The organism is Photorhabdus hainanensis (genome assembly GCF_018448965.1).
In the GTDB taxonomy this organism is placed as follows: Bacteria; Pseudomonadota; Gammaproteobacteria; order Enterobacterales; family Enterobacteriaceae; genus Photorhabdus; species Photorhabdus akhurstii.
The window spans coordinates 32741-56426 of sequence record NZ_RCWD01000036.1 but is presented as its reverse complement, the minus strand read 5'-3'; the positions used below and the strand labels follow the sequence as shown (position 1 = coordinate 56426).

The following is a 23686-nucleotide window of genomic DNA, read 5'->3' as shown; positions in this document are numbered from 1 at the left end:
GACTAATTATTTCGTAATGAATTAACTGTTGTTCACTCTTCAAGACTTTAAAACGTATTTTTTTGTGATACGGTCTTGTGAGTGCCCACACAGATTGTCTGATTAATTGTTAAAGAGCAGGCTGAATTAAAATTTCATATTCTCGCTCAGCCGGGCTGCGTATACTACGCTTTTCGCCCGCAGAGTCAAGCGCTTATTCGCTTTCTCTCTGCCTGACCTCACAATGTTTATCAGCGTTGTGTCGGTCAGTGGTGGCGCATTATAGGGAGTTCTTTGACGCTGGCAAGTATTTATTGAAAAAAAATTGCCATTCGCGGATTTTTTCAACAAAACACTGACAAAAAGAACAAATCAGTTATTTTTCACTCACTATTTCAAGGAAATCATTAGCAAAATGATCGACTTGCTGCCAGTCGGTATATTCAATTTCTTTGGTTGTATCAGTTTCCCCACCGGTCATCTTCATAATCATCTTCACCATTATCCGATCCAACCAATGATAACGGGGATAAAGTAATGCACCAGCAAAAACACCACATAAATCTGGCTTCCAGGGATTATTAAGCAGAAATTTGCGAACATACACATTCGTTTCTGGTGTACGTTTCTCTGGCTTCCTGGCTGTCAGATTCACACAAAAAAACGCAGTTGGCATCTTATTAAGTTGTTGTTGATGACAAATCGCAAACTTTTTCAGTACCGAATTAAAATGACCATATCTGATCGAAGCCCCAATCATAACTTTGTCATAATCTTCCAAATTAATCGTTTTTACTGTTGCTAAATCTATGAGCTCGCATACCTCCCCTGATTTGCGTAGATTTTCAGCAATGCGGGTAATGATTTTCTTAGTCTGCCCATCCCGACTGGAATAAAGTAACAAACAATTCATAGCCATACCCCTCTCCTAATAGACTATTCACGCCAGAAGGTTGGTGTAAATAAAACTAATAAAGTGAATACTTCCAAGCGACCAAACAACATCGTTATAACTAATATCCATTTGGCTGCCGGATTCATTGCAGTGAAGTTATCCGCAACAACACCCAACCCAGGCCCTAGATTATTTAGTGTAGCGGCTATTGCAGAAAACGCAGAAAGTTCATCTACACCAGTTGCAATAAGTAATAACAAGCTAATGATAAATACCAAAGCATAAGCAGAGAAGAATCCCCAAACAGCTTCAATAATCCGTTCAGGTAATGCTCTTCGCCCTAGCTTGAGGGTATAAACCGCATTTGGATGAACCAATCTCTTCAATTCACGGGAACCTTGCAGGAATAGTAATAAGATACGAATGACTTTCAGTCCTCCTCCCGTTGAACCCGCACAACCACCAATAAACGCGGAACACAACAGTAATATTGGCAAAAATGATGGCCAACGTGCAAAGCTATCTGTGCTGAACCCTGCCGTTGTCGCCATTGAAACAACCTGGAAAAAAGCTTGGTTTAATGTCTCTATCCCCGACTTATAAACAGTATGATGCCATAAGATCAAAGTGCAAATAATGACAAGCACTAATTGAAAGGAGATAAACATGCGGAATTCAGGGTCCCGCCAATATACTGTCAGGCTACGTCCCGTTAATACTGCGAAGTGCAAGCCAAAGTTACAACCAGAAATCAGCAGAAAAATCGCAATAATGGTATTTATCGCAGGGCTATTGAAATAACCAATACTCGCATCATGCGTAGAAAATCCACCAATCGCGATAGTTGAAAAACTGTGAGAAACGGCATCAAAAACTGACATCCCCGCAGCCCATAATGCTAAAGCGCAGGCGATTGTCAGTAATACATAAATCAACCATAAGGTTTTTGCCGTTTCAGCAATTCGTGGGCGCATTTTATTATCTTTCAAAGGGCCAGGCATTTCAGCCCGATAGAGTTGCATTCCCCCAACCCCGAGTAGAGGCAATATTGCAACAGCCAGCACAATAATCCCCATACCACCTAACCATTGCAGCATCTGCCGGTAGAAAAGAATCGCTTTAGGCAAGGAATCAAGCCCAATCAGGGTCGTAGCACCCGTTGTTGTTAAACCGGAGAAAGACTCAAAAAATGCATCTGTAATAGAAAGGTTTGGCTGTTCAGAAAAGATGAAAGGTAAAGCCCCAACACTACCAAGTACAATCCAAAATAAAGCAACGATAAGAAACCCTTCTCGGGGCTTTAATTCATGTTTTTGCTCCCGATTTGGTATCCAAAGCATCAAACCAATAATTAAGGCAAAAATAAATGTCTGACTAAATGCACGCCCAGCGCCATCACGATAGATAAGTGCTACCAATCCTGGAATTATCATGGTGACAGAGAAAAGAATGACAAGTAGCCCAACAATACGGGTTATGGCACGAAAATGCATTTAGCTGGTTCCTTAGAAATCCAGTTACAGAGAATATTTACAGATCAGGTGTTAAATGCAGTACACCACGACTTAGATCACGTAATTTATCACCGACTTCCCCCACTAAGGTAGTTGGAAGTGAAATTCGTAAAGTAACATTCTCTGCATACTCACTGGAAATAATTTGCCCCGATGATTTCTGTAATAACTGTTCAATCATAGAGATATGGGCATATTCACACTGCAAGGAACAGAGTTTCTGTGGAACCTTATATTTTGTTTCCAGCAATTTCAGCGCCTGTTGGACACCACTTCCATATGCCCTTACTAACCCACCGGTACCTAATTTTATTCCACCAAAATAACGGACAACAACCGCGGTTATTTCACCAATATCATTTCCCATAAGCTGGGATAGCATCGGCTTACCTGCGGTCCCTGAAGGCTCGCCATCATCTGAAAAACCCAACTGCTGTGAATCATCCGGCGCACCAGCAACAAATGCCCAGCAGTGATGGCGGGCATCAGGGTACTGAGCTTTGATTTGCTGGATAAACTCCTTGGCCTCATCCACCCCACAAGTATGCTTCAGAAAGGTAATAAAGCGACTTTTTTTAATCTCTTCAGTAAAACTCACTGAAGCCGCGGGTATCAAATAAGGCTTCATTATGGTAATTGAAGATCCCTAGTCATGTTTTCCACTTTATTTTCATGGATCACAATATTGTCTTCGATACGAATACCACCGAAAGGTTTAAGCATCCCAATTTTATTCCAGTCAAAATGTTTGTTGAATTCACTTTCACGCCAAGGTGCAAGCAGCGATTCGATGAAATAAAGGCCAGGCTCGATAGTCAGCACCATTCGGGGTTCCAGAATACGGGTACAACGCAGATAAGGGTACATATCCGGAGCTGCCAAATGTGTACCTGTATCATCCTGCATAAACCCTGCCGCATCATGGACCTGTAATCCAAGAGGATGACCAATGCCATGTGGAAAGAATGGGGTTGTCAGCCCTTTTTCAACCATGACTTCTTCACTGACATCTTTCACGATACCATATTTTTTCAATAATTTAGCAATCCGATAATGCATCTGAATATGATATTCGGTATAGCGAACTCCTGCTTTAATTGTACTGATTAGTGCTTTTTGTTCAGCATTCATATCTTTAATTAAAGAGGAAAATTCGTTATTGCTTTTTGCTGAATAAGTACGGGTGATATCTGCTGCATAGCCATTATATTCAGCGCCGGCATCAATCAAGAAGCTACGTATCTCTGAAGGTACATTGTGTTGCAATACAGTGTAATGCAAAACAGCCGCATTCTCATTCATAGCAATAATATTGTCATAAGGTACATCTGTATCACGATGACCTGTCGCCGTAAGATAAGAGATATTAATATCAAATTCACTCATCCCAGCCTGAAATGCTTCATAAGCGGCCAAATGCCCGACAATAGCCGTTTTTTGCGCTTCACGCATACAAGCTAATTCATAATCTGTTTTGTATGAACGATAGAAATGCAAATAATCAAGGACAGGCTTTGGATTAATATTGTGTTCAGAGAAACCAATCTCCTTTGCTCTTTGTGGTGAACAACCAATGTAAGCAACATTCTGTTTGACATAAGTGCTTAACTCTGCATTGATATCTCCAGCATTTGCCAGATGGATCATTTCAACTTCTTTAGTCCAGTAGCTAGTCGGTAGCGGTTCTACGCTGTGCCAATAATCTACCGGTGAGTAAAACCATAATTTAGGCTTATTAATACCATCTACCCACAACCAACAATTAGGTACTTTAGTTACTGGCACCCAAGCTTTGAAGTGAGCGTTAACTTTGAAAGGGTAGTCTCTATCATCAAGAAAAATACGCTGTAACTCACCAGAGTGAATCAGCAAAGCATCGAATTGATTATGGGCCAATGCTTCACCGGTACGTTGCTGCAATGTAGAGATATGTTCGTGGTACAGAGATGCCAACTTTTCCATTTCAATTGACCTTTTTTATTTTATGGCTAGACCATTAGCTTATCACAGCCATTGATATTTGCAGGTATCACGCAAAACCCTCTCAATTCATCAGCCCCCGCTAACACCTTATTTATCAAAATATAAAAACAATTATTGTCAATGAGATACAAATCTCACTTGTGATCACCCTTGCAAAAAACTAATCACTCATTTGCATTTGCTTAACATAATAACCACAATCAAACCCATCTGGTCATACCAGATGGTATGCGCTCATTTAGGAGAACGACATGCTCTATCAAAGTGAAACAATTCAAGTAAGCTGGCTGAAAGATGGCATTGCTGAACTGGTTTTCAATGCCCCAGCCGCGATTAATAAACTAGATACCAAAACCGTTGCATCTCTCGATAAGGCTGTTGCTAGCCTGGAGCAACAAACTGGACTGAAAGGCGTTTTATTACGTTCTGAAAAAGCTGCATTTATTGTTGGTGCGGATATTACTGAATTCCTCTCTTTATTCGATTCACCTGTAGAAAAACTGCAAGAATGGCTCAACTTTTCAAATAGCATTTTAAACCGGATAGAAGATTTACCTGTACCAACCATTTCGGCAATAAACGGTTATGCTCTTGGTGGTGGTTGTGAATGTGTTCTATCTACGGATTTCCGTGTGGCCTCCCCGGATATACGCATTGGGCTGCCAGAAACCAAACTTGGTATTATGCCTGGTTTTGGTGGCTCTGTTCGCCTTCCTCGCTTGATCGGGACTGATAATGCCCTGGATATCATTGCAGCAGGTAAAGACATTGGTGCAGAAGATGCATTGAAAAACGGTTTGATTGATGCTGTTGTTCCCAAAGAAAAATTGGTTGACTCCGCAGTATCAATGCTGGAACAAGCAATTGCAGGGAACCTTGACTGGAAAGCCGCACGCCAGCCGAAATTAGAGCCTTTGAAACTCAATGAAATTGAACGAAGCATGAGTTTTAGTGTGGCAAAAGGTATGGTGATGAAAGTCGCCGGTCCTCATTATCCAGCTCCCATCGCCGCAGTTAAATCCATAGAAAAAGCCGCTACACTTGGTCGCGATGAAGCATTGAAACAGGAAACCGCCAGCTTCATTCCTCTAGCACAGACAAATGTTGCCCGTGCCTTAGTGGGTATTTTTCTTAATGACCAGTATGTAAAAGGGCTGGCAAAAAAACATCTGAAAGAAGTCACAACACCTGAGTATGCCGCAGTTCTAGGTGCAGGAATTATGGGTGGTGGTATAGCCTATCAATCTGCCCGCAAAGGGATTCCTGTCATGATGAAAGACATCAGCCAGCAAGCCCTTGAATTAGGTATGAATGAAGCCGCGAAACTTCTAAATAAGCAGTTTGAACGTGGCCGTCTAGATGCCATAAAAATGGCGAAAACCCTCTCTTCTATTCAACCTACCTTAAATTATGCCGGTATCGAACAGGCTCAAATCGTGGTTGAAGCTGTAGTAGAGAATCCTAAGATCAAAGCGGCTGTACTATCAGAAACTGAAACTCTGGTTAATGAAGATTGTGTCCTAGCTTCCAATACGTCAACAATTCCGATTTCAGAATTGGCTAAACCCCTAAAACGCCCGGAAAACTTCTGTGGTATGCATTTCTTCAACCCGGTACACCGCATGCCGTTAGTTGAAGTAATTCGCGGTGAAAAAACGTCTGAAAAGACAATTTCAACCGTAGTCGCCTATGCCAGCAAAATGGGTAAAACTCCGATCGTCGTTAACGACTGTCCAGGGTTCTTTGTAAACCGGGTACTGCTTCCTTATCTCCTTGGCTTCGGTCTGCTATTGCGTGATGGTGGTGATTTCCGCCAAATAGACAAAATCATGGAGAAAGAATTTGGTTGGCCAATGGGTCCTGCTTACCTTATTGATGTTATTGGTCTTGATACTGCACATCATGCTCAATCAGTCATGGCCCAAGGGTTCCCAGATCGCATGGAGCGTGATTATAAAGATGCCATTGATGTTCTATATGACAATCAACGCTACGGGCAGAAAAACGGTCTTGGTTTCTACAAATACACTCAAGATAAGAAAGGTAAGCCTAAAAAAGAGCAGGACGAGCAAACAGACCAACTGCTGGCAACTATCTGCCAACAGAAGAGTAATTTCTCCAGTGAAGAGATCATCGCTCGTACTATGATCCCGATGATCAACGAAGTTGTCCGTTGTCTGGAAGAAGGTGTCATCGCCAGCCCAGCAGAAGCAGACATGGCTCTGGTTTATGGCCTTGGTTTCCCTCCATTCCACGGTGGTGTTTTCCGTTATCTGGAAACAATAGGAACAGCAGCTTACGTAAAAATGGCTGAAAATTATGCTCACCTTGGCGCTCTTTATCAGGTACCACCTGGTCTGAAAGCCAAAGCTGAACGTAATGAAAGTTACTACCCTACAGCAGCAACGATTGCTGTCAGCACCGGAAAAACAGCGTGAGGTCTGGAAACATGGAAAATGTAGTCATTATTGATGGCATCCGCACCCCAATGGGGCGCTCAAAAGGTGGCGCATTCCGTCAGGTCCGGGCTGAAGATCTCTCCGCTCACCTGATGAAAGAGCTATTTAAACGTAATCCGGCAATACAGCAACATGAAATTGATGACATCTACTGGGGCTGTGTACAGCAAACTCTAGAGCAAGGTTTCAATATTGCCCGTAATGCGGCTTTACTGGCTGATATCCCTCACTCTGTACCAGCCGTGACTGTTAACCGGCTATGCGGTTCATCGATGCAAGCGCTGCATGACGGCGCTCGTATGATCATGACCGGAGAAGCTAATGTCACACTGATCGGTGGCGTAGAGCACATGGGCCACGTTCCAATGACTCATGGCGTGGATTTCCATCCTAAAATGAGTCTGAGCGTTGCCAAAGCCGCAGGAGTCATGGGCTTAACCGCTGAAATGTTGGCGAAGATTCACCATATCAGCCGTGAAATGCAAGATGAATTTGCGCTTCGTTCGCACCAACGTGCAACACAGGCGACGCAATCAGGCGCATTCTCCAATGAGATATCAGCAATTTATGGTCACGATGCCGATGGCATATTGAAGCTGTTTGATTACGATGAGGTGATCCGCCCGGATGCTAATCTGAAAGATCTGGCCGCACTGCGTCCTGTATTCGATCCAGTAACAGGCTCAGTCACAGCAGGCAGCTCTTCTGCTTTATCCGATGGCGCGTCTGCAATGTTGATAACCAGTGAAAGTTACGCCAAGAATCTGGGGCTGAAACCTCGTGCTCGCATCCGTTCTATGGCCGCTGTTGGTTGCGACCCTTCCATTATGGGATATGGTCCGGTCCCTGCTACACAAATGGCGCTCAAGAAAGCAGGTTTAGAACTGGGTGATATTGGTGTGATGGAATTAAACGAAGCATTTGCTGCTCAGTCACTTGCCTGCCTGAAAGGTCTGAATTTGCTGGATAGTATGGATGACAAAGTTAACCTAAATGGCGGCGCAATTGCTCTCGGTCATCCTCTAGGCTGCTCAGGCGCTCGCATCACAACAACGTTGCTGAACTTAATGGAACGCCGCGATGTTCAATTTGGGCTGGCAACCATGTGTATCGGTTTAGGTCAAGGTATCGCCACCATTATAGAAAGAATGGATTAAGAACGTATCTGTAAGAATTATTATAACTGAGTCGTTGTTGCCGTAATTCCCGCCTGTCAGGGGCGGGTTTTTTTATTATTTTAAATAAATTCGAAAGCATCGCCATACATGTTGTCAGCAGAAGCATCACGCTCACCACAAAAGCGCTCACGAGCAATTTTTGCCATTTCAAATCGCCCTGCAATGTAAATATCATAATTGACCAAACTACCAAAATCCTCTAGTACTGCTTTAAGCACTGTTCCTGTACGTCCACACCAACCATTCTCTGATTGTTCAACAACCGGAACAACCTTCAAATTAGGATAGCGCTCTGTAAGTAACTGTAATTCAGCAAGATCATATAAATGTTGTAATTCTCTGCCTCCCCAATACATAGAGATCTGACGTTCAGGTTGTTCTTCTAACGCTGTCAGTAATATTGAACGGGTGTAAGAAAACCCCGTACCGCCGGCAATTAATAACAGCGGATTAGCGCTGCTTTGACGGAACCAAGCTTTACCATGAGGGATATCAATATTGATCATTTTCTGATCCAGAATTCTATCCATCACAGCCATTGCATACAAATTCAGTTCAGAAGCGCCAATATGTAATTCAATAAATTCCTTTTCTGAAGGCGTTGATGCCATTGAAAACGGACGTTTATCTCTCTCATCCATTACCACCATCAGATACTGACCGGCGCGGAATGAGAACGGAGAATCGGGAAGTAACCGTACCCGATAAACCGTATCAGTAATAGCCTCTACAGAGGTTACTTTGCAGCTCAGTGTTGTCATGCGTTCCCTCTTATGGTCCTAAAATATCTAATTCATCCCAGATTTTGTCGACGCGGGTACGCACTTCTTCACTCATCACAATAGGACGTCCCCATTCCCTCTGCGTCTCTCCCGGCCACTTATTCGTTGCATCCATTCCCATCTTCGAACCTAATCCTGAAACTGGCGATGCAAAATCGAGATAATCTATCGGAGTATTCTCCATTAATACTGTATCTCTTGCCGGGTCCATTCGCGTAGTGATTGCCCAAATGACATCGTTCCAGTCTCTGGCATTGATATCATCATCACAAACAATAACAAACTTTGTATACATAAATTGCCGTAGATATGACCAAACCCCCATCATGACCCGCTTGGCATGGCCCGGATATTGTTTCTTCATAGTCACGACGGCCAAACGATAGGAACAACCTTCAGGAGGCAGATAAAAATCGACAATTTCGGGAAACTGTTTTTGTAAAATCGGTACCAGCACCTCATTCAATGCAACCCCCAACACAGCAGGTTCATCTGGCGGGCGGCCAGTATAAGTCGAATGATAAATAGCATCATGACGCTGAGTAATATGTGTCACAGTGAACACCGGGAACATATCGACTTCATTATAATAGCCCGTATGATCACCATATGGCCCTTCTGGAGCTAACTCGCCAGGCTCAATATACCCTTCCAAGACGATCTCAGCACTTGCTGGCACCTCTAAGTTACTTGAAAGACATTTCACGACTTCTGTTTTATATCCTCTTAATAACCCGGCAAATGCATATTCCGACAATGTATCAGGAACCGGCGTCACAGCCCCCAATATTGTCGCTGGATCAGCACCCAAGGCAACAGCCACCGGGAAACGTTCTCCTGGATGTGCCTGACACCATTCCTGAAAATCAAGCGCACCACCACGATGAGATAGCCAGCGCATAATGAGTTTATTTTTACCTAATACTTGCTGGCGATAAATACCAAGATTCTGCCGTTCTTTATTCGGGCCACGAGTGACTGTCAGCCCCCAAGTAATCAATGGCGCAGCATCCTCTGGCCAACAGTGCATGATAGGAATACGGGTCAAATCTACATCGTCGCCAACCGAAACATGTTCCTGACAAGGCGCAGTATTAAGCCGTTTAGTTGGCATATTAAGGACTTGCTTAAATTTCGGCAGCTTATCCAGTAAATCACGAAAACCTTTTGGAGGATCGGGTTCTTTCAAAAAAGCTAATAGCTTACCTACATCATGCAAAGCTTTAACATCTTTCTGCCCCATCCCCATAGCAACACGCTCAGTAGTACCGAACAAATTACACAATACAGGCATCGAATAACCTTTGGGATTTTCAAACAACAAGGCAGGCCCACCAGCGCGAAGGGTACGATCTGCAATCTCAGTCATCTCCAAATAAGGATCAACTTCAAGACTGATGCGTTTCAACTCACCTTTATGCTCCAATAAGGTTAGAAAATCTCTTAAATCACGGTATTTCATACTATTCATTTATGCCGGTTTTTAAGGGGAAAATCATTATAAGCCATCCCACTCAGCTTTTTTGTGTTTTTTTCAGAAGACTACAAAGTAAACCAATAAGTTACTAAAAAGCAACGGGGTTAATTCAACCTTGCGACCTTAAAGTCAAATACAACGAAATAGAGCCTAATGAGTTAATATTTGAGCATCAAATTACTCAGTAAGATGTTTAGTTGGAACATGTTGCGCTAGAACAGTCTGATACCTTCACTTTTACCACCGAAATAATGTTATCACTATCTCCTCTGGGTTCACTGCGCAAGATACAGCCAATCGCTCACCACAGATTTCCCATATGACTGCTTAATGATTATCAAATTTTGCAATTACTCAACAGAAATATTGATATTTTTCTTTTATTAATATCTGTTGAACAAATAACAATCAACTTTATATTAATTACTTTATCTGTCACTTATCAAAATATTACTTATCGCTTTTTTACTGAAAAACATAAGATCTACTCATAACAATAAATATGCATCATTAAACAATTATCACTAAGATAATGCCTGTAACGCCCTTTTCTATTTTGCTATGCTTAATAGTCATTGGATCAAGGTTAAATAAAGATGGAAAACTGGTACCTCATTTACTGTAAGCGTGGGCAAATTTCACGAGCAATAGAAAATCTGGAACGACAGGATGTTGCTTGCCTGACTCCTACCGCGAGAATTGAAAAAATAACCCGTGGTAAACGTACTGTGAATATAGAACCACTTTTTCCTAATTATCTGTTCGTTCAGTTTGACCCTGAAGTTATTCATACTACAACTATCAATTCAACACGCGGTGTTAGCCATTTTGTCCGTTTTGGCGTGCACCCTGCTATCGTACCGGAAACGTTGATTAAAGAGATCGTATCAGCAACTGAACAAGAATATGTATCACCAGATACACCTGTGGCGGGCGACACCGTATTAATCACCGAAGGAATTTTTGAAGGATTGCAAGCCATTTACAATGAGCCAGATGGAGAAACCCGTTCTATTCTGTTACTTAATATTCTGAATAAACAATTACCTAAGGCACTTGATAATAAGCAGTTTGTAAAAATTTAACCAAACAAAAAACGGGCAGAATTTACATTCGCCCGTTTTTTATCAAATATTAACGCTTCTGTTCATATAACTGCTGAGCAACCTGTTTCGCAAAATAGGTCAGTACACCATCTGCTCCTGCACGCTTGAAGCATAACAGAGACTCCACAATTACCTGTTCCTGTAACCAACCATTCTGAATAGCAGCCATGTGCATGGCATATTCGCCAGATACTTGATAAGCAAAGGTTGGTACACCGAATGTGTCTTTTACCCTGCGGATAACATCCAGATAAGGCATACCTGGTTTTACCATTACAGTGTCAGCGCCTTCCTGCAAATCCTGTGCAATCTCCTGCAATGCTTCATCACTATTCGCAGGGTCCATCTGATAGGTTTTTTTATTACCCCCTTTCAGATTACGATTTGAACCAATTGCATCACGGAATGGACCGTAATAACCAGAAGCATACTTAGCGGAGTAAGCCATAATTTGAGTATTTACATGTCCTTCCACTTCAAACAATTCACGGATTGCGCCAATACGCCCATCCATCATGTCGCTCGGCGCAACAATCTCAGCACCAGCTTCTGCATGTGACAATGCCTGTTTGACCAAGATCTCTTTGGTGACATCATTCATTACATAGCCATCCTGGTCGATGATCCCATCCTGACCATGTGTAGTGAATGGGTCTAATGCCACATCAGTTAGCAATCCTAATTCAGGAACAACATCTTTCAACGCACGAACCGTACGCTGAATCAGCCCATCAGGGTTATAAGCTTCTTCCGCACCCAGAGATTTTTTATCTGCTTCTATAACGGGGAACAGAGACAATACAGGAATCCCCAGCCGGGCAATCTCTTCAGCTTCTTTCAGCAAAAGATCCATCGTCAGACGATACACCCCTGGCATAGAGGACACTTCTTGATGACGATTGGTACCTTCCATCACAAATACAGGATAGATTAAATCATTAACAGTTAATTGGTTTTCAGCAACCAGACGGCGGGAAAAATCATGACAGCGCAACCGGCGCATACGTCGACCAGGGAAAGTTCCTGGAAATGCATAGCTCATATAGCTCTCCTAACTCAAACCCAGCGCACTCGCGCTGGGTTAATTAATATGCTATCGCTTCGTGTTAATTATCTTAGCACTACAGAACAACATGTTAAGATTACTATTATCACTTTTCCGTATTCACTTCTGGCGTTTCCTGTTCATCTTCCTCTGAACGATCTCCCAATTTCCGCTGTCTGGTATAAAAACGGGAGAGCAAAATCCCCAGTTCAAACAGCAGATACATAGGAATAGCCAACAAGGTTTGCGAGAAAACATCCGGCGGCGTTAACAACATGCCAACAACAAAAGCACCGACCAAAATATACGGACGCTTTTTCTTCAAGGACTCAGGAGTAACTACCCCACTCCAACACAATAAAATAATGGCAACGGGTACTTCAAAAGAGACGCCAAAGGCCATAAACAGCGCCATAACAAAGCTTAAGTAGTTGCTGATATCCGTTGCAATCAGCACTCCTTCTGGCGCCGTTTTAGCAAAGAATCCAAAAGCAATCGGAAATACCACAAAATAAGCAAATGCCATCCCCAAATAAAACAACAGGCTACTGGAAACAAGCAGAGGTATCATCAAGCGGCGTTCATGTTTATATAACGCAGGAGCAATAAATGCCCATACTTGATAGAGAACCATAGGCGCAGATACGAATATCGATACCATAATGGTCAGTTTTATTGGCGTAAAAAAGGGAGAAGCGACATCTGTCGCTATCATACTGGCGCCTTGAGGCAATTGCTTAATCAAAGGCGCAGAAATCATTTGATAGATGTCGTTAGAAAAATAAACCAATGCTAAAAAAACCACTAATACAGTCAATAAACTGTTCAGAATTCGCTTACGCAGCTCAATAAGGTGACTGATAAGTGGTTGGGTATCATCAACAGCCATGTTTTAGTGTTCACCATTAACTTAATCAGAAGTTTTTTTCTTCGTTGCAGAAGCCGTTTGATCATCAACTGGAGCTAAAGGCTTAGATGAAGCCACAACCTGAGATGCTGCCGGCTTTTGTGCCGCCTCATTTATTCCTGATGCTTTCATACTCTCTGCATCAGGTTCATTTTGGTATGCTTTTTTCAAAGACTCAGCAGCTTCTTTTAGCTCATCCATCGAAGCTTTTAGTTCCGGGGATAAATTCTGCAACCCCGCCTCTTCTTGAACTTTTTTCAGGCTCTCCTGGAGCTCCTGCAATTTCAGCTCTTGGGCCAGCTCATTCTGGACGTTAGCCGCTAAAGAGCGCAATGCTCTGATCCAACCAGCAACCGTTTTTACCGCCACCGGTAGCCGTTCTGGCCCCAAAACTACTAAGCCAATGACCATAACCAGCAGCAGCTCGCTAAAACCAATGTCAAACACGGTTTATACCTGCTCTTTGTTTTTGCTCTCAGATGTTTCAGATTGAGCTACAGATTGTTTTTCAGTAATGTTTTTCGTCTCAAAATCGGCATCACTACCGGTTTTTGGGGCCTGCTGAGACTGATTATCATCCCCTATCGCCTTTTTAAAACCTTTAATAGATGCCCCAAGATCAGAACCCAAAGTACGGAGTTTATTCGTACCAAACAACAGCACCACAATGACCGCAATAATGAGTAATTGCCAAATACTTATACCGCCCATGCTGACTTACCTCTATTTAATTAATAGGGATTATTTTAATAGCTCATTATACATACCACGAACTATAACCGACCTTCAAAAAAAATCTGCCATAAGACAAATTTTACTCGACTTTACTCAGACGACACCAGCCAAACAACCATGAAACGGTACCCGCGCCTATAAACAACCAAGGAATATTTGCCAAGCCAGACAACAAAAATAAGCTGCCACAGAGAAACAATGTAGCACCAACACCAAGCAAATACTGAGACTGTCGCTGTTTTATCTGTTGCCCTTTCAAATGGCCTGACAACTTCTCAATGCTCACTTGCAAATGTTTATGTTGCTGAAGACTGTCATACACTAATTCAGGTAGTTCTGGCAACTTTTCTGCCCAATAAGGCGCTTTTTCTTTCAACGCCCGGATCACAGCCGGTAATCCAACCTGGCTATGCAACCACTCCTCCAGAAACGGTTTTGCTGTTTTCCACAAATCAAGCTGTGGATAAAGCTGTCGTCCTAAACCTTCTACATACAAAAGCGTCTTTTGTAGCAGAACTAACTGAGGCTGCACCGCCATATTAAAACGACGGGCAGTATTAAATAGATTTAGAAGTACATGACCAAATGAAATTTCAGCCAGTGGCTTCTCAAATATCGGCTCACAAACTGTACGGATTGCAAATTCAAAATCTTCAACATTGGTATCACTAGGAACCCAGCCTGAATCCACATGAAGTTCAGCAACTTTCCGGTAATCACGATTAAAGAAAGCAATAAAATTCTCAGCCAGATAACGTTTATCATCTTTATTAAGAGAACCAACAATACCGTAATCAATACCAATATAAAACGGATCTTCAGGACGTTCATAGCTGACAAAAATATTTCCCGGATGCATATCCGCATGGAAGAAACTATCGCGAAAGACCTGCGTAAAAAAGACCTGTACTCCCCGTTCAGCCAACAATTTCATATTGGTATTCTGCGCCTCTAATGCTTCAATATCAGAAACAGGGATACCATAAACCCGCTCCATCACCAGAACATTTTCACGGCAATAATCAGAATAAATTTCCGGTACATAAAGCGTTGAACTATTTTCGAAATTACGGCGGAGTTGAATTGCATTCGCCGCTTCACGCAGCAAATTCAGTTCATCAATTAACGTCTTCTCGTATTCCCGCACAACTTCACGAGGACGTAAACGGCGTCCATCGGGTAATAACATTGGTACCCAATTAGCCAGACGGTACATTAACCGGATATCCGCTTTGATAATCGGCAGAATATCAGGACGAATGACTTTGATAACAATTTCCTGTCCATTCTCTTTTAGCCGAGCAGTATGGACTTGAGCAATTGAAGCAGAGGCCAAAGCAGTAGGTTCAAAATCATCAAACCAAGTTTCCAGTGGTCCGCCTAAAGCAGTTTCAATATATTGACGCGCCAGAGCGCCATCAAAAGAGGCGACTCGGTCTTGCAACAATGCCAGTTGATCCGCTATCGCGGGAGGAAACAGATCACGCCGCGTTGAAAGCATCTGTCCAAATTTAATCCAAACAGGCCCTAATTCCTGTAAGGCGAGTCGCAGTCTCTCTCCAAGTGATTTATCTTTATGTCTATTCGGGACCCAGAACAATAAATAACGACCAAAACGAAGAGGCCAGGTTAAGCGAATCCGAGGAATGAGCTCATCCAATCCATAAGAAAGAAAAACCCGTATGATCAAATAAAGGCGCCTTAATTCACCTGGAGTCATATTTTCCCTCTAATACTGCCAATCGTTGTTCTATTTGCCCGATATCTTTGGCCAACATGCTAACTTCTTCACTGAAATAAGCCACTTCAAGCTGATTTGGGGCCAGTTTCCATTCTTCTGTTAACGCTTCCGCCAGATAATTTTTCTGGCATTCCATTGAACCGGAAACAAACTGAAATCCCTTTTTAAGGACTTGACTAATACTTTCGCTAGCGATATCCCCGAAATAAGGGGAAAGATAATGGGCCAAATCCCATTCAACCATATCCAACAAAGCAGACCATTGCTGAACAACCTGCATATCCCCTTCAATAACCATTTCACCGCTATTGAGCAATTTGGAAATTTGTTGGCGATCCCGTAGTTTAAGCAAAGCAGCAAAGTGAGTTTTAACCGTGCAATCGGCAGATTCGGCCCATTGGCTTAATACATCCACCTGTTTCTCACTAAACACCAATGTGAGTGGTGTGTTCATCTCTTTTAATTCGATTGACAAAACTTTGTCTACCAACCGCATACGAGCTGGTCTTAATACCGGTTCACGGTACAACAGGTAATTCAACGATGTTTCCATCACTGCGGTTAAAACCGGCGTAAGTGTGGAATTAATGGCTGTACTCAGTGATGGTCTTTCCATCTCAGAATTTAAAACCTCTGTGTAGTGCAACAATGCCGCCGGTCATATTGGTATAAGTCACCTGTTCAAAACCAGCCTCTTCCATCATCGTTTTAAGCGTTTCCTGATCAGGATGCATACGGATGGATTCCGCCAGATAACGATAACTGTCAGCATCCCGCACAAAAACCTGACCAATTTTTGGCAGCACATGGAAAGAATAAGCATCATACGCTTTGCTTAACGGTGCGAGTAAAGGTTTAGAAAATTCAAGTACCAATAAACGTCCACCCGGCTTTAACACCCGAAACATAGAACGCAGGGCTTTTTCTTTTTCGGTAACATTGCGCAACCCAAAAGAGATAGTGATGCAATTAAAATAGTTATCAGGGAAAGGCAACGCTTCCGCATTGGCCTGCACATAGCTGACATTGCCTACAACACCAGCATCACGTAATTTTTCACGCCCAACCTTCAGCATAGATTCATTGATATCAGCAAGAACAACTTCGCCTTTTTCACCAACTATACGAGAAAATTTGGCTGTCAAATCTCCGGTACCGCCAGCTAAGTCAAGTATCCTCTGACCTCGGCGCACACCACTGGCATCAATAGCCACACGCTTCCAGATACGATGGATGCCAAACGACATTAAATCATTCATTAAATCGTATTTTGTCGCAACAGAATGAAACACATCAGCCACCATGCCTGCTTTTTCATCCTTTGCAACAGTACGGAAACCAAAATGTGTGGTTTGTTTCGTGTGGTCTACCATGTTATTTGCCCATTTTTTATTCAAAGCGTTATAAAAGTGTATCAGCCTTTCAGGTAAAACCCTATCCTGGTATTAATCATTAGCACAGAATGGTTGGCTGGCCTTATCAACCAGTTCTGGATCAATCGGCCGTTTCACCTCAACACCTAAATTACGAAAACTCTCCGCCTGACTTATCAGGTTGCCACGTCCCTCAGTCAGCTTTTTCATTGCCAGTCGGTAATTAAGTTGAGCCTTATCCAAACTTTGCCCCAAACCTTGCATGTCATCGACAAACAAACGCATTTTATCGTACATACGGGCAGCCTTATCGGCGATTAAACGCGCATTTTGGCTTTGATACTCATAGCGCCACAAGTTATTAATAGTACGTACAGCAACCAACAATGTTGATGGGCTAACTAGCATAATATTGTGTTTAAGCGCTTCATCAAGCAGCTCAGGCGCCTTGTTTAGCGCAACCAGATAAGCGGGTTCAACCGGAATAAACATCAATACATAGTCCAACGATTTCAGCCCGGGCAACTGTTGGTAATCTTTGCGGCTCAAACCACGAATATGGCCTTTAATTGAGTCGATATGTTCTTGAAGGGCTGACTCCTGCTGATGCCGATCGCCACTGTTGAAATAACGTTCATAAGCGACCAGCGACATCTTGGCATCAATGACCACATCTTTCCCTTGTGGCAAATGAACAATAACATCGGGTTGGAAACGACGGTTACCCTCTACCTTGATACTTACCTGAGTACAAAACTCATGCCCTTCTCGTAAACCAGAGGCTTCCAGAATACGGGATAACACAACTTCGCCCCAATCTCCCTGAATCTTATTATTACCTTTAAGGGCATTCGTCAGATTGATAGCTTCCTGCGCCATCTGGACATTCAGTTGCTGTAAATTACGAATTTCATGTGCAAGAGTATGGCGTTCACGGGCTTCCTGACCAAAACTCTCCTGTACCTGCCGATGAAGGCCATCAAGCTGTTCGCGAAATGGCGCTAAAAGCGTATTGAGACTCTGCCGATTTTGTTCATCAGTACGGCGACCCGTTTGTTCAAAAATACGATTAGCCAAATTTTCAAATTGCGTATTCAAACGTAGTTCACTGTTGATCAGCAACCGCTGTTTCTCTTCAGCCGCAAGGCGACTCTCTTCCAAGCGTATCGTCACTTCCCGCAGTTCAGATTCTTGCACGCTATTGACTTCTCTCTGAGTCCGCAATTCCTGGTTCAATTGTTCACATTCAACCCGCCAATAAGCGGATTGTTCAAGTTTCTCATTGGCAACGGCAAGCTGGCTATCCAATTTCCGTAACTCCAGCTCTTGCTGTTGAATACGTTGATGAACGGAGAACCAAACGAGAATACCACCGCCCAACAGGCCGCCAAGTGTACCTATCAACGTATATAACAACTGGATACCCACCGGTACTTCCTCTATCTCATGCTTAGACCAGATAAACTAAATTGCCACTGTATAGATGTCCAGAATGATTTATACAGATAGTTCAGTCTGCGAAGCCGCTCCCAATTAACTCACCCATTTCACTAACCATTGCAAACCAAACGCGCCTGGCGCTAATACGCCAAAAGACCAGATAAGCGCGGAACAGATATTCGCTATCTGGAAATAACGCAATGGCATGGCGCAAATACCCGCGACTAATGGCACAATCGCCCGGAATGGCCCAAAGAATCGACCAAAGAAAATGCTCCAGATACCCCAACGTTCAAAGAAATGGTGTACTCGTGTCAGTAATTGTGGTTTACGGGAAATCGGCCAAATTTTACCAACATCACCTTTAAAATGGGCGCCTACAATATAAGATACCCAATCGCCCAAAAAAGCCCCTGCTGCGGCTGCCAACCAAATTGGCCAGAAATTAAGGCCACTTTCACCTATTAATGCACCCAACCCAAGCAATATGATTGTTGCAGGCAATAACAAGGAGAAAAAAGCCAGAGATTCACCAAAAGCGAGCAAGAAAACAATCGGCATGATCCAGGTATCATGGGCTTTAACAAAAGCGATCACCAGATCAACTATTTCATGAAGACTCAAATTCATATTCCTATATTGATTAATATACCCTATGGATTTCAAGATGCATCGCGACGGCAAGGGAGTGAATCCCCGGGAGCATGGCGAACTATGTGACTGGGGTAAGCGAGCGCAGCCAACAAAGAGGCAACTTGAAAGATAACGGGTAATACCACATTCAATTTAACCACCGCTGCATTAACCAGAATTAAACCAACTTTTTATTCAAGGAAATAACCTTGTAATTTCTTACGAGCAGCAAAATCAAGGCCAAGATCTTTCTCCAGCCATATATCTACACTGCCATAATGCTGATTAATACTGTTTAATGCCGTCATTAAAAACTCTTCTCTCACGGAATAAACATAAGCGAATTTATCCACCAGATCATCACTCATGGTTTTCGCATGCTCATTTAACAAATATTCACGGTAAGGAGCCAAAGTAGAGCGAGTCACTAAATAATCTTCCATTACCGTATCCAAATCAGCCCCCAATGCAAATAATACCAGAGCAGAGCCTACACCGGTTCTATCTTTGCCTACCGCACAATGCTGGACTATCCCCCCCTTTTCCGGTTGTTGCAGTAACTTAACCAATGTCTTATAGGCTGAGTTTTTTAGAGGCAATAATTCATAAAGACGGAACATAAATGCCTGAGGATTAAATTGTTCCAACATCTCGGACGCTAATTTTTCCAAATTCGCATTCACTTCATCAGATAAGGGGTTGGCCGGGGCGTGATAATAATTAGCGCCATTCCATATCAAATCAGGCTTATCCTCTACTTCACTGATATCACGATAATCTATGATTTGAAAGAGATTTTTATTTGCCAGAAAAGATTGGTCTTTTTCTGTTAAGCGATCCAAAGAACCAGAACGGAAAAGTAAACCTGATTTGATTTTTCCACCATTCGCGACTTTTTTACCGCCTAAATCACGAAAATTAATCCCTCCATTGAGTGGAAGCACTGATGGATGCAATAAAGATGTTGTGATCATGATGACTCTTAATTAATTGTTAGGTGTTAAGACATTAACAGATTTCTCTTTAAAATAAGAGTGAGCCGGAATACTCCGGCCCAAAAAGTATGATTTACAACAAACGGCGAGCAGCTTCTACTACAATCCCTAATGCGTTACTTTCTGTTTTCTCAAGTAATTCAACATTAGGAATCTCCTGCTGAGTACGGTTAACAATAACACCAGCGACCATCCCCGCACGCAGTCCTTGGCTTGCACACATGGTTAATAAAGTTGCCGATTCCATTTCATAATTCATGACCCCCATCGCCTGCCATTCAGCCATTGAACCTTTGAAACGGCTCACAACACGGCCAGAATAGGTATCGTAACGTTCCTGACCAGGATAAAAAGTATCGGAAGAGGCCGTTACCCCCACATGTACCGTTGCACCTAAATCTTTTGCTGCTTCGTACAAAGCAGTCGTACATTCAAAATCGGCAACCGCCGGGAATTCCATCGGAGCAAAATGCAGACTAGCGCCATCCAAACGAACAGCCGCGGTAGTCACCAACACATCACCAACATTGATATTTTCCTGAATTGCGCCTGTTGTGCCGATACGCAAAAAAGTACGCACCCCCAATTGCGCTAATTCTTCAACAGCGATAGAAGTTGATGGGCCACCGATACCCGTAGAGCACACAATGACAGCTTTGCCATCAATTTCTGCCCGCCATGACGTAAATTCACGTAAAGAAGCAAGATGAACTGGGTTATCCATCAATCTTGCGATTTTTTCCACACGTTTCGGATCGCCCGGAACAATAGCTAAAGTTGCGCCTTGTAGGTCGTTTTTGGTCAGACCTAAGTGAAATACATCAGACATATCAGACTCCTCAGCAAGAAGAATTTATAATGAAATTAGTTGAGATCTACTGTATTGAGCATTTAGACATCTTTTAGTGATAAATGTCACTTCAAAGTAATATAAAAAAGAAAAACATACATTATTTTGAGATATAAATCACAAAATTGGCATAGAATGGGTAAAAAACAGGGTGTTTTCTTCCGTCCACAAACTAACTGGAATTAAGGTTGTATTATGTAAAAAGCAATCCATTGTTTAGTTATATTTATATTTCAAACATACTGGGAAAAATATATCTTGGATTATCTCATCGAAATATTTTCTCCCTGAGAGTTAACAGAGGCTAATATCCCTCCCCCTCAAAAAGAAAAAATCATCGTTTCACAATCCGGTCATAAAACAAAACATTTCCGATAAACTATCAACTTAACCAAATATAAGTCACTGTCGTTATTAAAATATTCTCCTAACATTTATAAATCAACAACGCAATAATCTGGATCATTTTAAAAATAACTTTTTCTTATGATGAGCATATTAAAAAATTAATTGCATCTTACTTCCATGACTAATAAACAATTTTCTTACTTATTTACCAACATATTACAATTATATTTTCAACAAAAATAAAACAATTACCAAATATAAATATCACAGTTACCTTTTTATAGAATGCATATTGTTGAGATATCTTAGACTCTTTCTATCATATAAGGGCGCTATCTATGACAACACAAAAAACAGTTTTAATTACAGGTTTCGAACCTTTCGACAAAGAAAAAATTAATCCATCCTGGGAAGCAGTTAAGCAATTACAGGGACGAGAATTATGTGGGACCCGCGTTGAAGCGCGTCAGCTTCCATGTGTGTTCGACGTCTCCCTAGCTTGTCTGTATGCTGCTATTGATGATGTACAACCTGATCTGGTCATTGCCGTAGGACAGGCAGGCGGTAGACCAAATATTACCGTGGAACGCGTGGCAATTAATATCAATGACGCTAGCATTCCTGATAATCAAGGCAATCAACCTATCAATACCCCCATAGTCACAACAGGCCCTGCCGCCTACTTCGCCACGTTACCGATCAATGCAATAGTCAAGGGCTTGCGTGAAGCAGGAATCCCTGCCTCTATTTCACAAACCGCAGGCACTTTTGTCTGTAACCACGTCATGTATGGCTTATTGCATCATTTAGCGTACTCTAATCCTGAAATACGCGGTGGATTTATCCATATTCCTTATTTGCCTGAGCAAGCAGTTCGATATTCAGGAACTCCGAGTATGTCCCTAGAAACAGTTATAACCGCACTGGAAATTGCTATCGATGAAGCATTAAAAAACCGTGAAGATATCACTGTTAATGGAGGCGCAACTCATTAATTTGACATTTTGCTTGCGGGACTGAAAGTTTCCCTTCCAGAAAATGACAGGCACAGACAGTATGCTCTACTGATAATATCAATCAAACAGTAAAGATAATCCTCTCTGTGCCTGCACAATATCCATATGTAAATATCAAGTACCTGATATTTTATTAAATTATTAATCAGAACACCATTTACATAGGTTACTTTATAATTTCGGCTGTTATTACATTGAAATTTAGTTTATTCAAAAAACTGATCATACGGTATGGGAATATAAATCATCTTTAGTTATAAAATTAGATACATTATCCAAGTCTATTGATAGAATTATTTCACCTAGTATCCCACGGTTAATATCAGATTCGTCTATTTTTGTTACTTTTATTTCTGAGAGATGACCATTCATATTTTTAAAATATGTATCCTCATTATTTTTAGTTCTGATTACCCTCCGTCTTGAATACAGTTCATATTTATAAACCTCTGAATTGATCTCTTCTGGAAAATACATTTGCCCCACGAAAGCAAAATGCTCTTTGTCAGTTATATTTGTGCTCAATTTTCTGATTGCAATATGAATATGAGTCGCTCTACCAGCATAAAAGCCGGGATAAATAGTCGTAAAATTAACTACCCCATTTTTATCCGATGGTTGAGCTCCTCTTAGAAAACTTTTATCATCAGTTCTATTGGAAGAAGCTATTCCCTCAACGTTAGGTACTACATCGGGACTGATATAAGTCCAACCGGAATATTTCCCCCGACTATTACAATGCCAGATATCAACAAATAAATTATCAACGGGTTTACATGTTTTTTCATCCATGACAGTAATCTTCAATAAAAAAGGTATTCCTAATTCTGAATCAGTAATATCCCTTCTTACAATTTTGTCATTTCGGAAATACGGCCCTGATATCTGCTCTGGCGCAAGCGTACATATGCCTATTCCATGTTGTGATGATAATTTTGCTTCCGCACGAGCTAAACTCATCGGAGCAAGCGCAGCAGTCGCCGTAATAGCAGCGCTACTTTTCAAAAAATTTCTTCGAGAGCTACTTTTCTTACCTTGCAACTTATTAACATCCATATAATCCTCTCTTTAATTATTAAGTTTCTATTACAATGCTTCCATCTTGTTAATACCCGAGTTATTTTGTTAATAAAATGTACTTTTACAAATACCAATATGGCATATATAAGTTACTAAAAGTTTGGTAATAGAAAAGATCCCGGCTAAGCTCGCATCACTATGCACTACTGC

The 23686-nt window shown here is 41.9% G+C and carries 21 protein-coding genes and 1 pseudogene; 4 read left to right on the top strand and 18 right to left on the bottom strand.

The window, feature by feature from the left end; genetic code table 11:
* Window positions 1-355 precede the first annotated feature (355 nt).
* From hemG to pepQ, 4 genes are read right to left on the bottom strand one after another with little or no spacing between them, the layout of a single operon-like run.
* Window positions 356-892, bottom strand: a complete 537-nt coding sequence (gene hemG, locus EAE92_RS18645) for a menaquinone-dependent protoporphyrinogen IX dehydrogenase (RefSeq protein ID WP_214069169.1) — start codon at window positions 890-892, stop codon at window positions 356-358.
* A 23-nt stretch (window positions 893-915) separates the two neighbouring features.
* A complete protein-coding gene (gene trkH / locus EAE92_RS18640) occupies window positions 916-2367 on the bottom strand; it encodes a Trk system potassium transporter TrkH (RefSeq protein WP_214069167.1) in 1452 nt (483 codons plus the stop codon).
* Window positions 2368-2404: 37 nt separating this feature from the next.
* Window positions 2405-3016, bottom strand: a complete 612-nt coding sequence (locus EAE92_RS18635; protein WP_214069166.1) for an IMPACT family protein — start codon at window positions 3014-3016, stop codon at window positions 2405-2407.
* A complete protein-coding gene (gene pepQ, locus EAE92_RS18630; RefSeq protein ID WP_214069165.1) occupies window positions 3016-4350 on the bottom strand; it encodes a Xaa-Pro dipeptidase in 1335 nt (444 codons plus the stop codon). Before pepQ ends, EAE92_RS18635 begins: the two co-directional genes overlap by 1 nt.
* 272 nt (window positions 4351-4622) lie before the next feature.
* Here pepQ and fadB point away from each other — a divergent pair, with 272 nt between their 5' ends.
* Together fadB and fadA are read left to right on the top strand one after the other, a co-directional pair.
* Window positions 4623-6809, top strand: a complete 2187-nt coding sequence (fadB, locus tag EAE92_RS18625; protein WP_214069164.1) for a fatty acid oxidation complex subunit alpha FadB — start codon at window positions 4623-4625, stop codon at window positions 6807-6809.
* An 11-nt stretch (window positions 6810-6820) separates the two neighbouring features.
* A complete protein-coding gene (gene fadA, locus EAE92_RS18620; RefSeq protein WP_214069163.1) occupies window positions 6821-7987 on the top strand; it encodes an acetyl-CoA C-acyltransferase FadA in 1167 nt (388 codons plus the stop codon).
* Window positions 7988-8067: 80 nt separating this feature from the next.
* Here the strand turns inward: fadA and fre are convergent, their stop codons facing one another.
* Together fre and ubiD are read right to left on the bottom strand one after the other, a co-directional pair.
* Window positions 8068-8769, bottom strand: coding sequence for an NAD(P)H-flavin reductase (fre, locus tag EAE92_RS18615; protein WP_036778280.1), 702 nt, complete (start codon window positions 8767-8769; stop codon window positions 8068-8070).
* A 10-nt stretch (window positions 8770-8779) separates the two neighbouring features.
* On the bottom strand, window positions 8780-10252 hold the full coding sequence (ubiD, locus tag EAE92_RS18610; RefSeq protein ID WP_214069162.1) for a 4-hydroxy-3-polyprenylbenzoate decarboxylase: 1473 nt from the start codon (window positions 10250-10252) through the stop codon (window positions 8780-8782).
* A 611-nt stretch (window positions 10253-10863) separates the two neighbouring features.
* On the opposite strand from ubiD, the gene rfaH reads away from it, so the two are divergent.
* On the top strand, window positions 10864-11352 hold the full coding sequence (gene rfaH, locus EAE92_RS18605; RefSeq protein WP_040153298.1) for a transcription/translation regulatory transformer protein RfaH: 489 nt from the start codon (window positions 10864-10866) through the stop codon (window positions 11350-11352).
* Window positions 11353-11401: 49 nt separating this feature from the next.
* On the opposite strand, the gene hemB is transcribed toward rfaH, so the two are convergent.
* From hemB to udp, 11 genes and pseudogenes are all read right to left on the bottom strand, one after another.
* Window positions 11402-12415, bottom strand: a complete 1014-nt coding sequence (hemB, locus tag EAE92_RS18600; RefSeq protein ID WP_214069161.1) for a porphobilinogen synthase — start codon at window positions 12413-12415, stop codon at window positions 11402-11404.
* A gap of 109 nt (window positions 12416-12524) precedes the next feature.
* Window positions 12525-13307 (bottom strand): Sec-independent protein translocase subunit TatC, encoded by a 783-nt coding sequence (gene tatC / locus EAE92_RS18595; protein WP_214069160.1) that lies wholly within the window; start codon window positions 13305-13307, stop codon window positions 12525-12527.
* A 21-nt stretch (window positions 13308-13328) separates the two neighbouring features.
* Window positions 13329-13772, bottom strand: a complete 444-nt coding sequence (gene tatB / locus EAE92_RS18590) for a Sec-independent protein translocase protein TatB (protein ID WP_214069159.1) — start codon at window positions 13770-13772, stop codon at window positions 13329-13331.
* A 3-nt stretch (window positions 13773-13775) separates the two neighbouring features.
* The gene (gene tatA, locus EAE92_RS18585) at window positions 13776-14036 is read right to left on the bottom strand and encodes a Sec-independent protein translocase subunit TatA (RefSeq protein ID WP_214069158.1); all 261 of its coding nucleotides are present in this window, start codon (window positions 14034-14036) and stop codon (window positions 13776-13778) included.
* Window positions 14037-14139: 103 nt separating this feature from the next.
* A complete protein-coding gene (gene ubiB / locus EAE92_RS18580) occupies window positions 14140-15780 on the bottom strand; it encodes a ubiquinone biosynthesis regulatory protein kinase UbiB (RefSeq protein WP_214069157.1) in 1641 nt (546 codons plus the stop codon).
* Window positions 15767-16417, bottom strand: coding sequence for a ubiquinone biosynthesis protein UbiJ (gene ubiJ / locus EAE92_RS18575; protein WP_214069156.1), 651 nt, complete (start codon window positions 16415-16417; stop codon window positions 15767-15769). The genes ubiB and ubiJ overlap by 14 nt, the downstream gene beginning before the upstream one ends.
* Before the next feature lies 1 nt (window position 16418).
* Entirely contained in the window at window positions 16419-17174 is a 756-nt protein-coding gene (gene ubiE / locus EAE92_RS18570) for a bifunctional demethylmenaquinone methyltransferase/2-methoxy-6-polyprenyl-1,4-benzoquinol methylase UbiE (protein ID WP_065392249.1), read from the bottom strand.
* Between the two features lie 99 nt (window positions 17175-17273).
* A pseudogene (gene rmuC / locus EAE92_RS18565) lies at window positions 17274-18542 on the bottom strand (DNA recombination protein RmuC); the annotation flags it as partial.
* 165 nt (window positions 18543-18707) lie between these two features.
* Window positions 18708-19244 (bottom strand): DedA family protein, encoded by a 537-nt coding sequence (locus tag EAE92_RS18560; RefSeq protein ID WP_377312254.1) that lies wholly within the window; start codon window positions 19242-19244, stop codon window positions 18708-18710.
* Window positions 19245-19438: 194 nt separating this feature from the next.
* Window positions 19439-20221, bottom strand: a complete 783-nt coding sequence (locus EAE92_RS18555) for a tyrosine-protein phosphatase (protein WP_214069154.1) — start codon at window positions 20219-20221, stop codon at window positions 19439-19441.
* Window positions 20222-20315: 94 nt separating this feature from the next.
* Window positions 20316-21071 (bottom strand): uridine phosphorylase, encoded by a 756-nt coding sequence (udp, locus tag EAE92_RS18550; RefSeq protein ID WP_036810294.1) that lies wholly within the window; start codon window positions 21069-21071, stop codon window positions 20316-20318.
* 707 nt (window positions 21072-21778) lie between these two features.
* Here udp and pcp point away from each other — a divergent pair.
* Complete coding sequence (gene pcp, locus EAE92_RS18545; protein WP_214069153.1) at window positions 21779-22435, top strand: pyroglutamyl-peptidase I; 657 nt, start codon at window positions 21779-21781, stop codon at window positions 22433-22435.
* A 243-nt stretch (window positions 22436-22678) separates the two neighbouring features.
* Here pcp and EAE92_RS18540 read toward each other — a convergent pair whose 3' ends face one another.
* Complete coding sequence (locus EAE92_RS18540) at window positions 22679-23512, bottom strand: intradiol ring-cleavage dioxygenase (protein ID WP_036810289.1); 834 nt, start codon at window positions 23510-23512, stop codon at window positions 22679-22681.
* Window positions 23513-23686: the final 174 nt, after the last annotated feature.

What these genes read in the sequence shown, in the direction of transcription:
- hemG (WP_214069169.1), bottom strand. Translation starts at nt 892, where the DNA reads ATGAATTGTTTGTTACTTTATTCCAGTCGGGATGGGCAGACTAAGAAA.
- trkH (WP_214069167.1), bottom strand. Translation starts at nt 2,367, where the DNA reads ATGCATTTTCGTGCCATAACCCGTATTGTTGGGCTACTTGTCATTCTT.
- EAE92_RS18635 (WP_214069166.1), bottom strand. Translation starts at nt 3,016, where the DNA reads ATGAAGCCTTATTTGATACCCGCGGCTTCAGTGAGTTTTACTGAAGAG.
- pepQ (WP_214069165.1), bottom strand. Translation starts at nt 4,350, where the DNA reads ATGGAAAAGTTGGCATCTCTGTACCACGAACATATCTCTACATTGCAG.
- fadB (WP_214069164.1), top strand. Translation starts at nt 4,623, where the DNA reads ATGCTCTATCAAAGTGAAACAATTCAAGTAAGCTGGCTGAAAGATGGC.
- fadA (WP_214069163.1), top strand. Translation starts at nt 6,821, where the DNA reads ATGGAAAATGTAGTCATTATTGATGGCATCCGCACCCCAATGGGGCGC.
- fre (WP_036778280.1), bottom strand. Translation starts at nt 8,769, where the DNA reads ATGACAACACTGAGCTGCAAAGTAACCTCTGTAGAGGCTATTACTGAT.
- ubiD (WP_214069162.1), bottom strand. Translation starts at nt 10,252, where the DNA reads ATGAAATACCGTGATTTAAGAGATTTTCTAACCTTATTGGAGCATAAA.
- rfaH (WP_040153298.1), top strand. Translation starts at nt 10,864, where the DNA reads ATGGAAAACTGGTACCTCATTTACTGTAAGCGTGGGCAAATTTCACGA.
- hemB (WP_214069161.1), bottom strand. Translation starts at nt 12,415, where the DNA reads ATGAGCTATGCATTTCCAGGAACTTTCCCTGGTCGACGTATGCGCCGG.
- tatC (WP_214069160.1), bottom strand. Translation starts at nt 13,307, where the DNA reads ATGGCTGTTGATGATACCCAACCACTTATCAGTCACCTTATTGAGCTG.
- tatA (WP_214069158.1), bottom strand. Translation starts at nt 14,036, where the DNA reads ATGGGCGGTATAAGTATTTGGCAATTACTCATTATTGCGGTCATTGTG.
- ubiB (WP_214069157.1), bottom strand. Translation starts at nt 15,780, where the DNA reads ATGACTCCAGGTGAATTAAGGCGCCTTTATTTGATCATACGGGTTTTT.
- ubiJ (WP_214069156.1), bottom strand. Translation starts at nt 16,417, where the DNA reads ATGGAAAGACCATCACTGAGTACAGCCATTAATTCCACACTTACGCCG.
- ubiE (WP_065392249.1), bottom strand. Translation starts at nt 17,174, where the DNA reads ATGGTAGACCACACGAAACAAACCACACATTTTGGTTTCCGTACTGTT.
- EAE92_RS18560 (WP_377312254.1), bottom strand. Translation starts at nt 19,244, where the DNA reads ATGAATTTGAGTCTTCATGAAATAGTTGATCTGGTGATCGCTTTTGTT.
- EAE92_RS18555 (WP_214069154.1), bottom strand. Translation starts at nt 20,221, where the DNA reads ATGATCACAACATCTTTATTGCATCCATCAGTGCTTCCACTCAATGGA.
- udp (WP_036810294.1), bottom strand. Translation starts at nt 21,071, where the DNA reads ATGTCTGATGTATTTCACTTAGGTCTGACCAAAAACGACCTACAAGGC.
- pcp (WP_214069153.1), top strand. Translation starts at nt 21,779, where the DNA reads ATGACAACACAAAAAACAGTTTTAATTACAGGTTTCGAACCTTTCGAC.
- EAE92_RS18540 (WP_036810289.1), bottom strand. Translation starts at nt 23,512, where the DNA reads ATGGATGTTAATAAGTTGCAAGGTAAGAAAAGTAGCTCTCGAAGAAAT.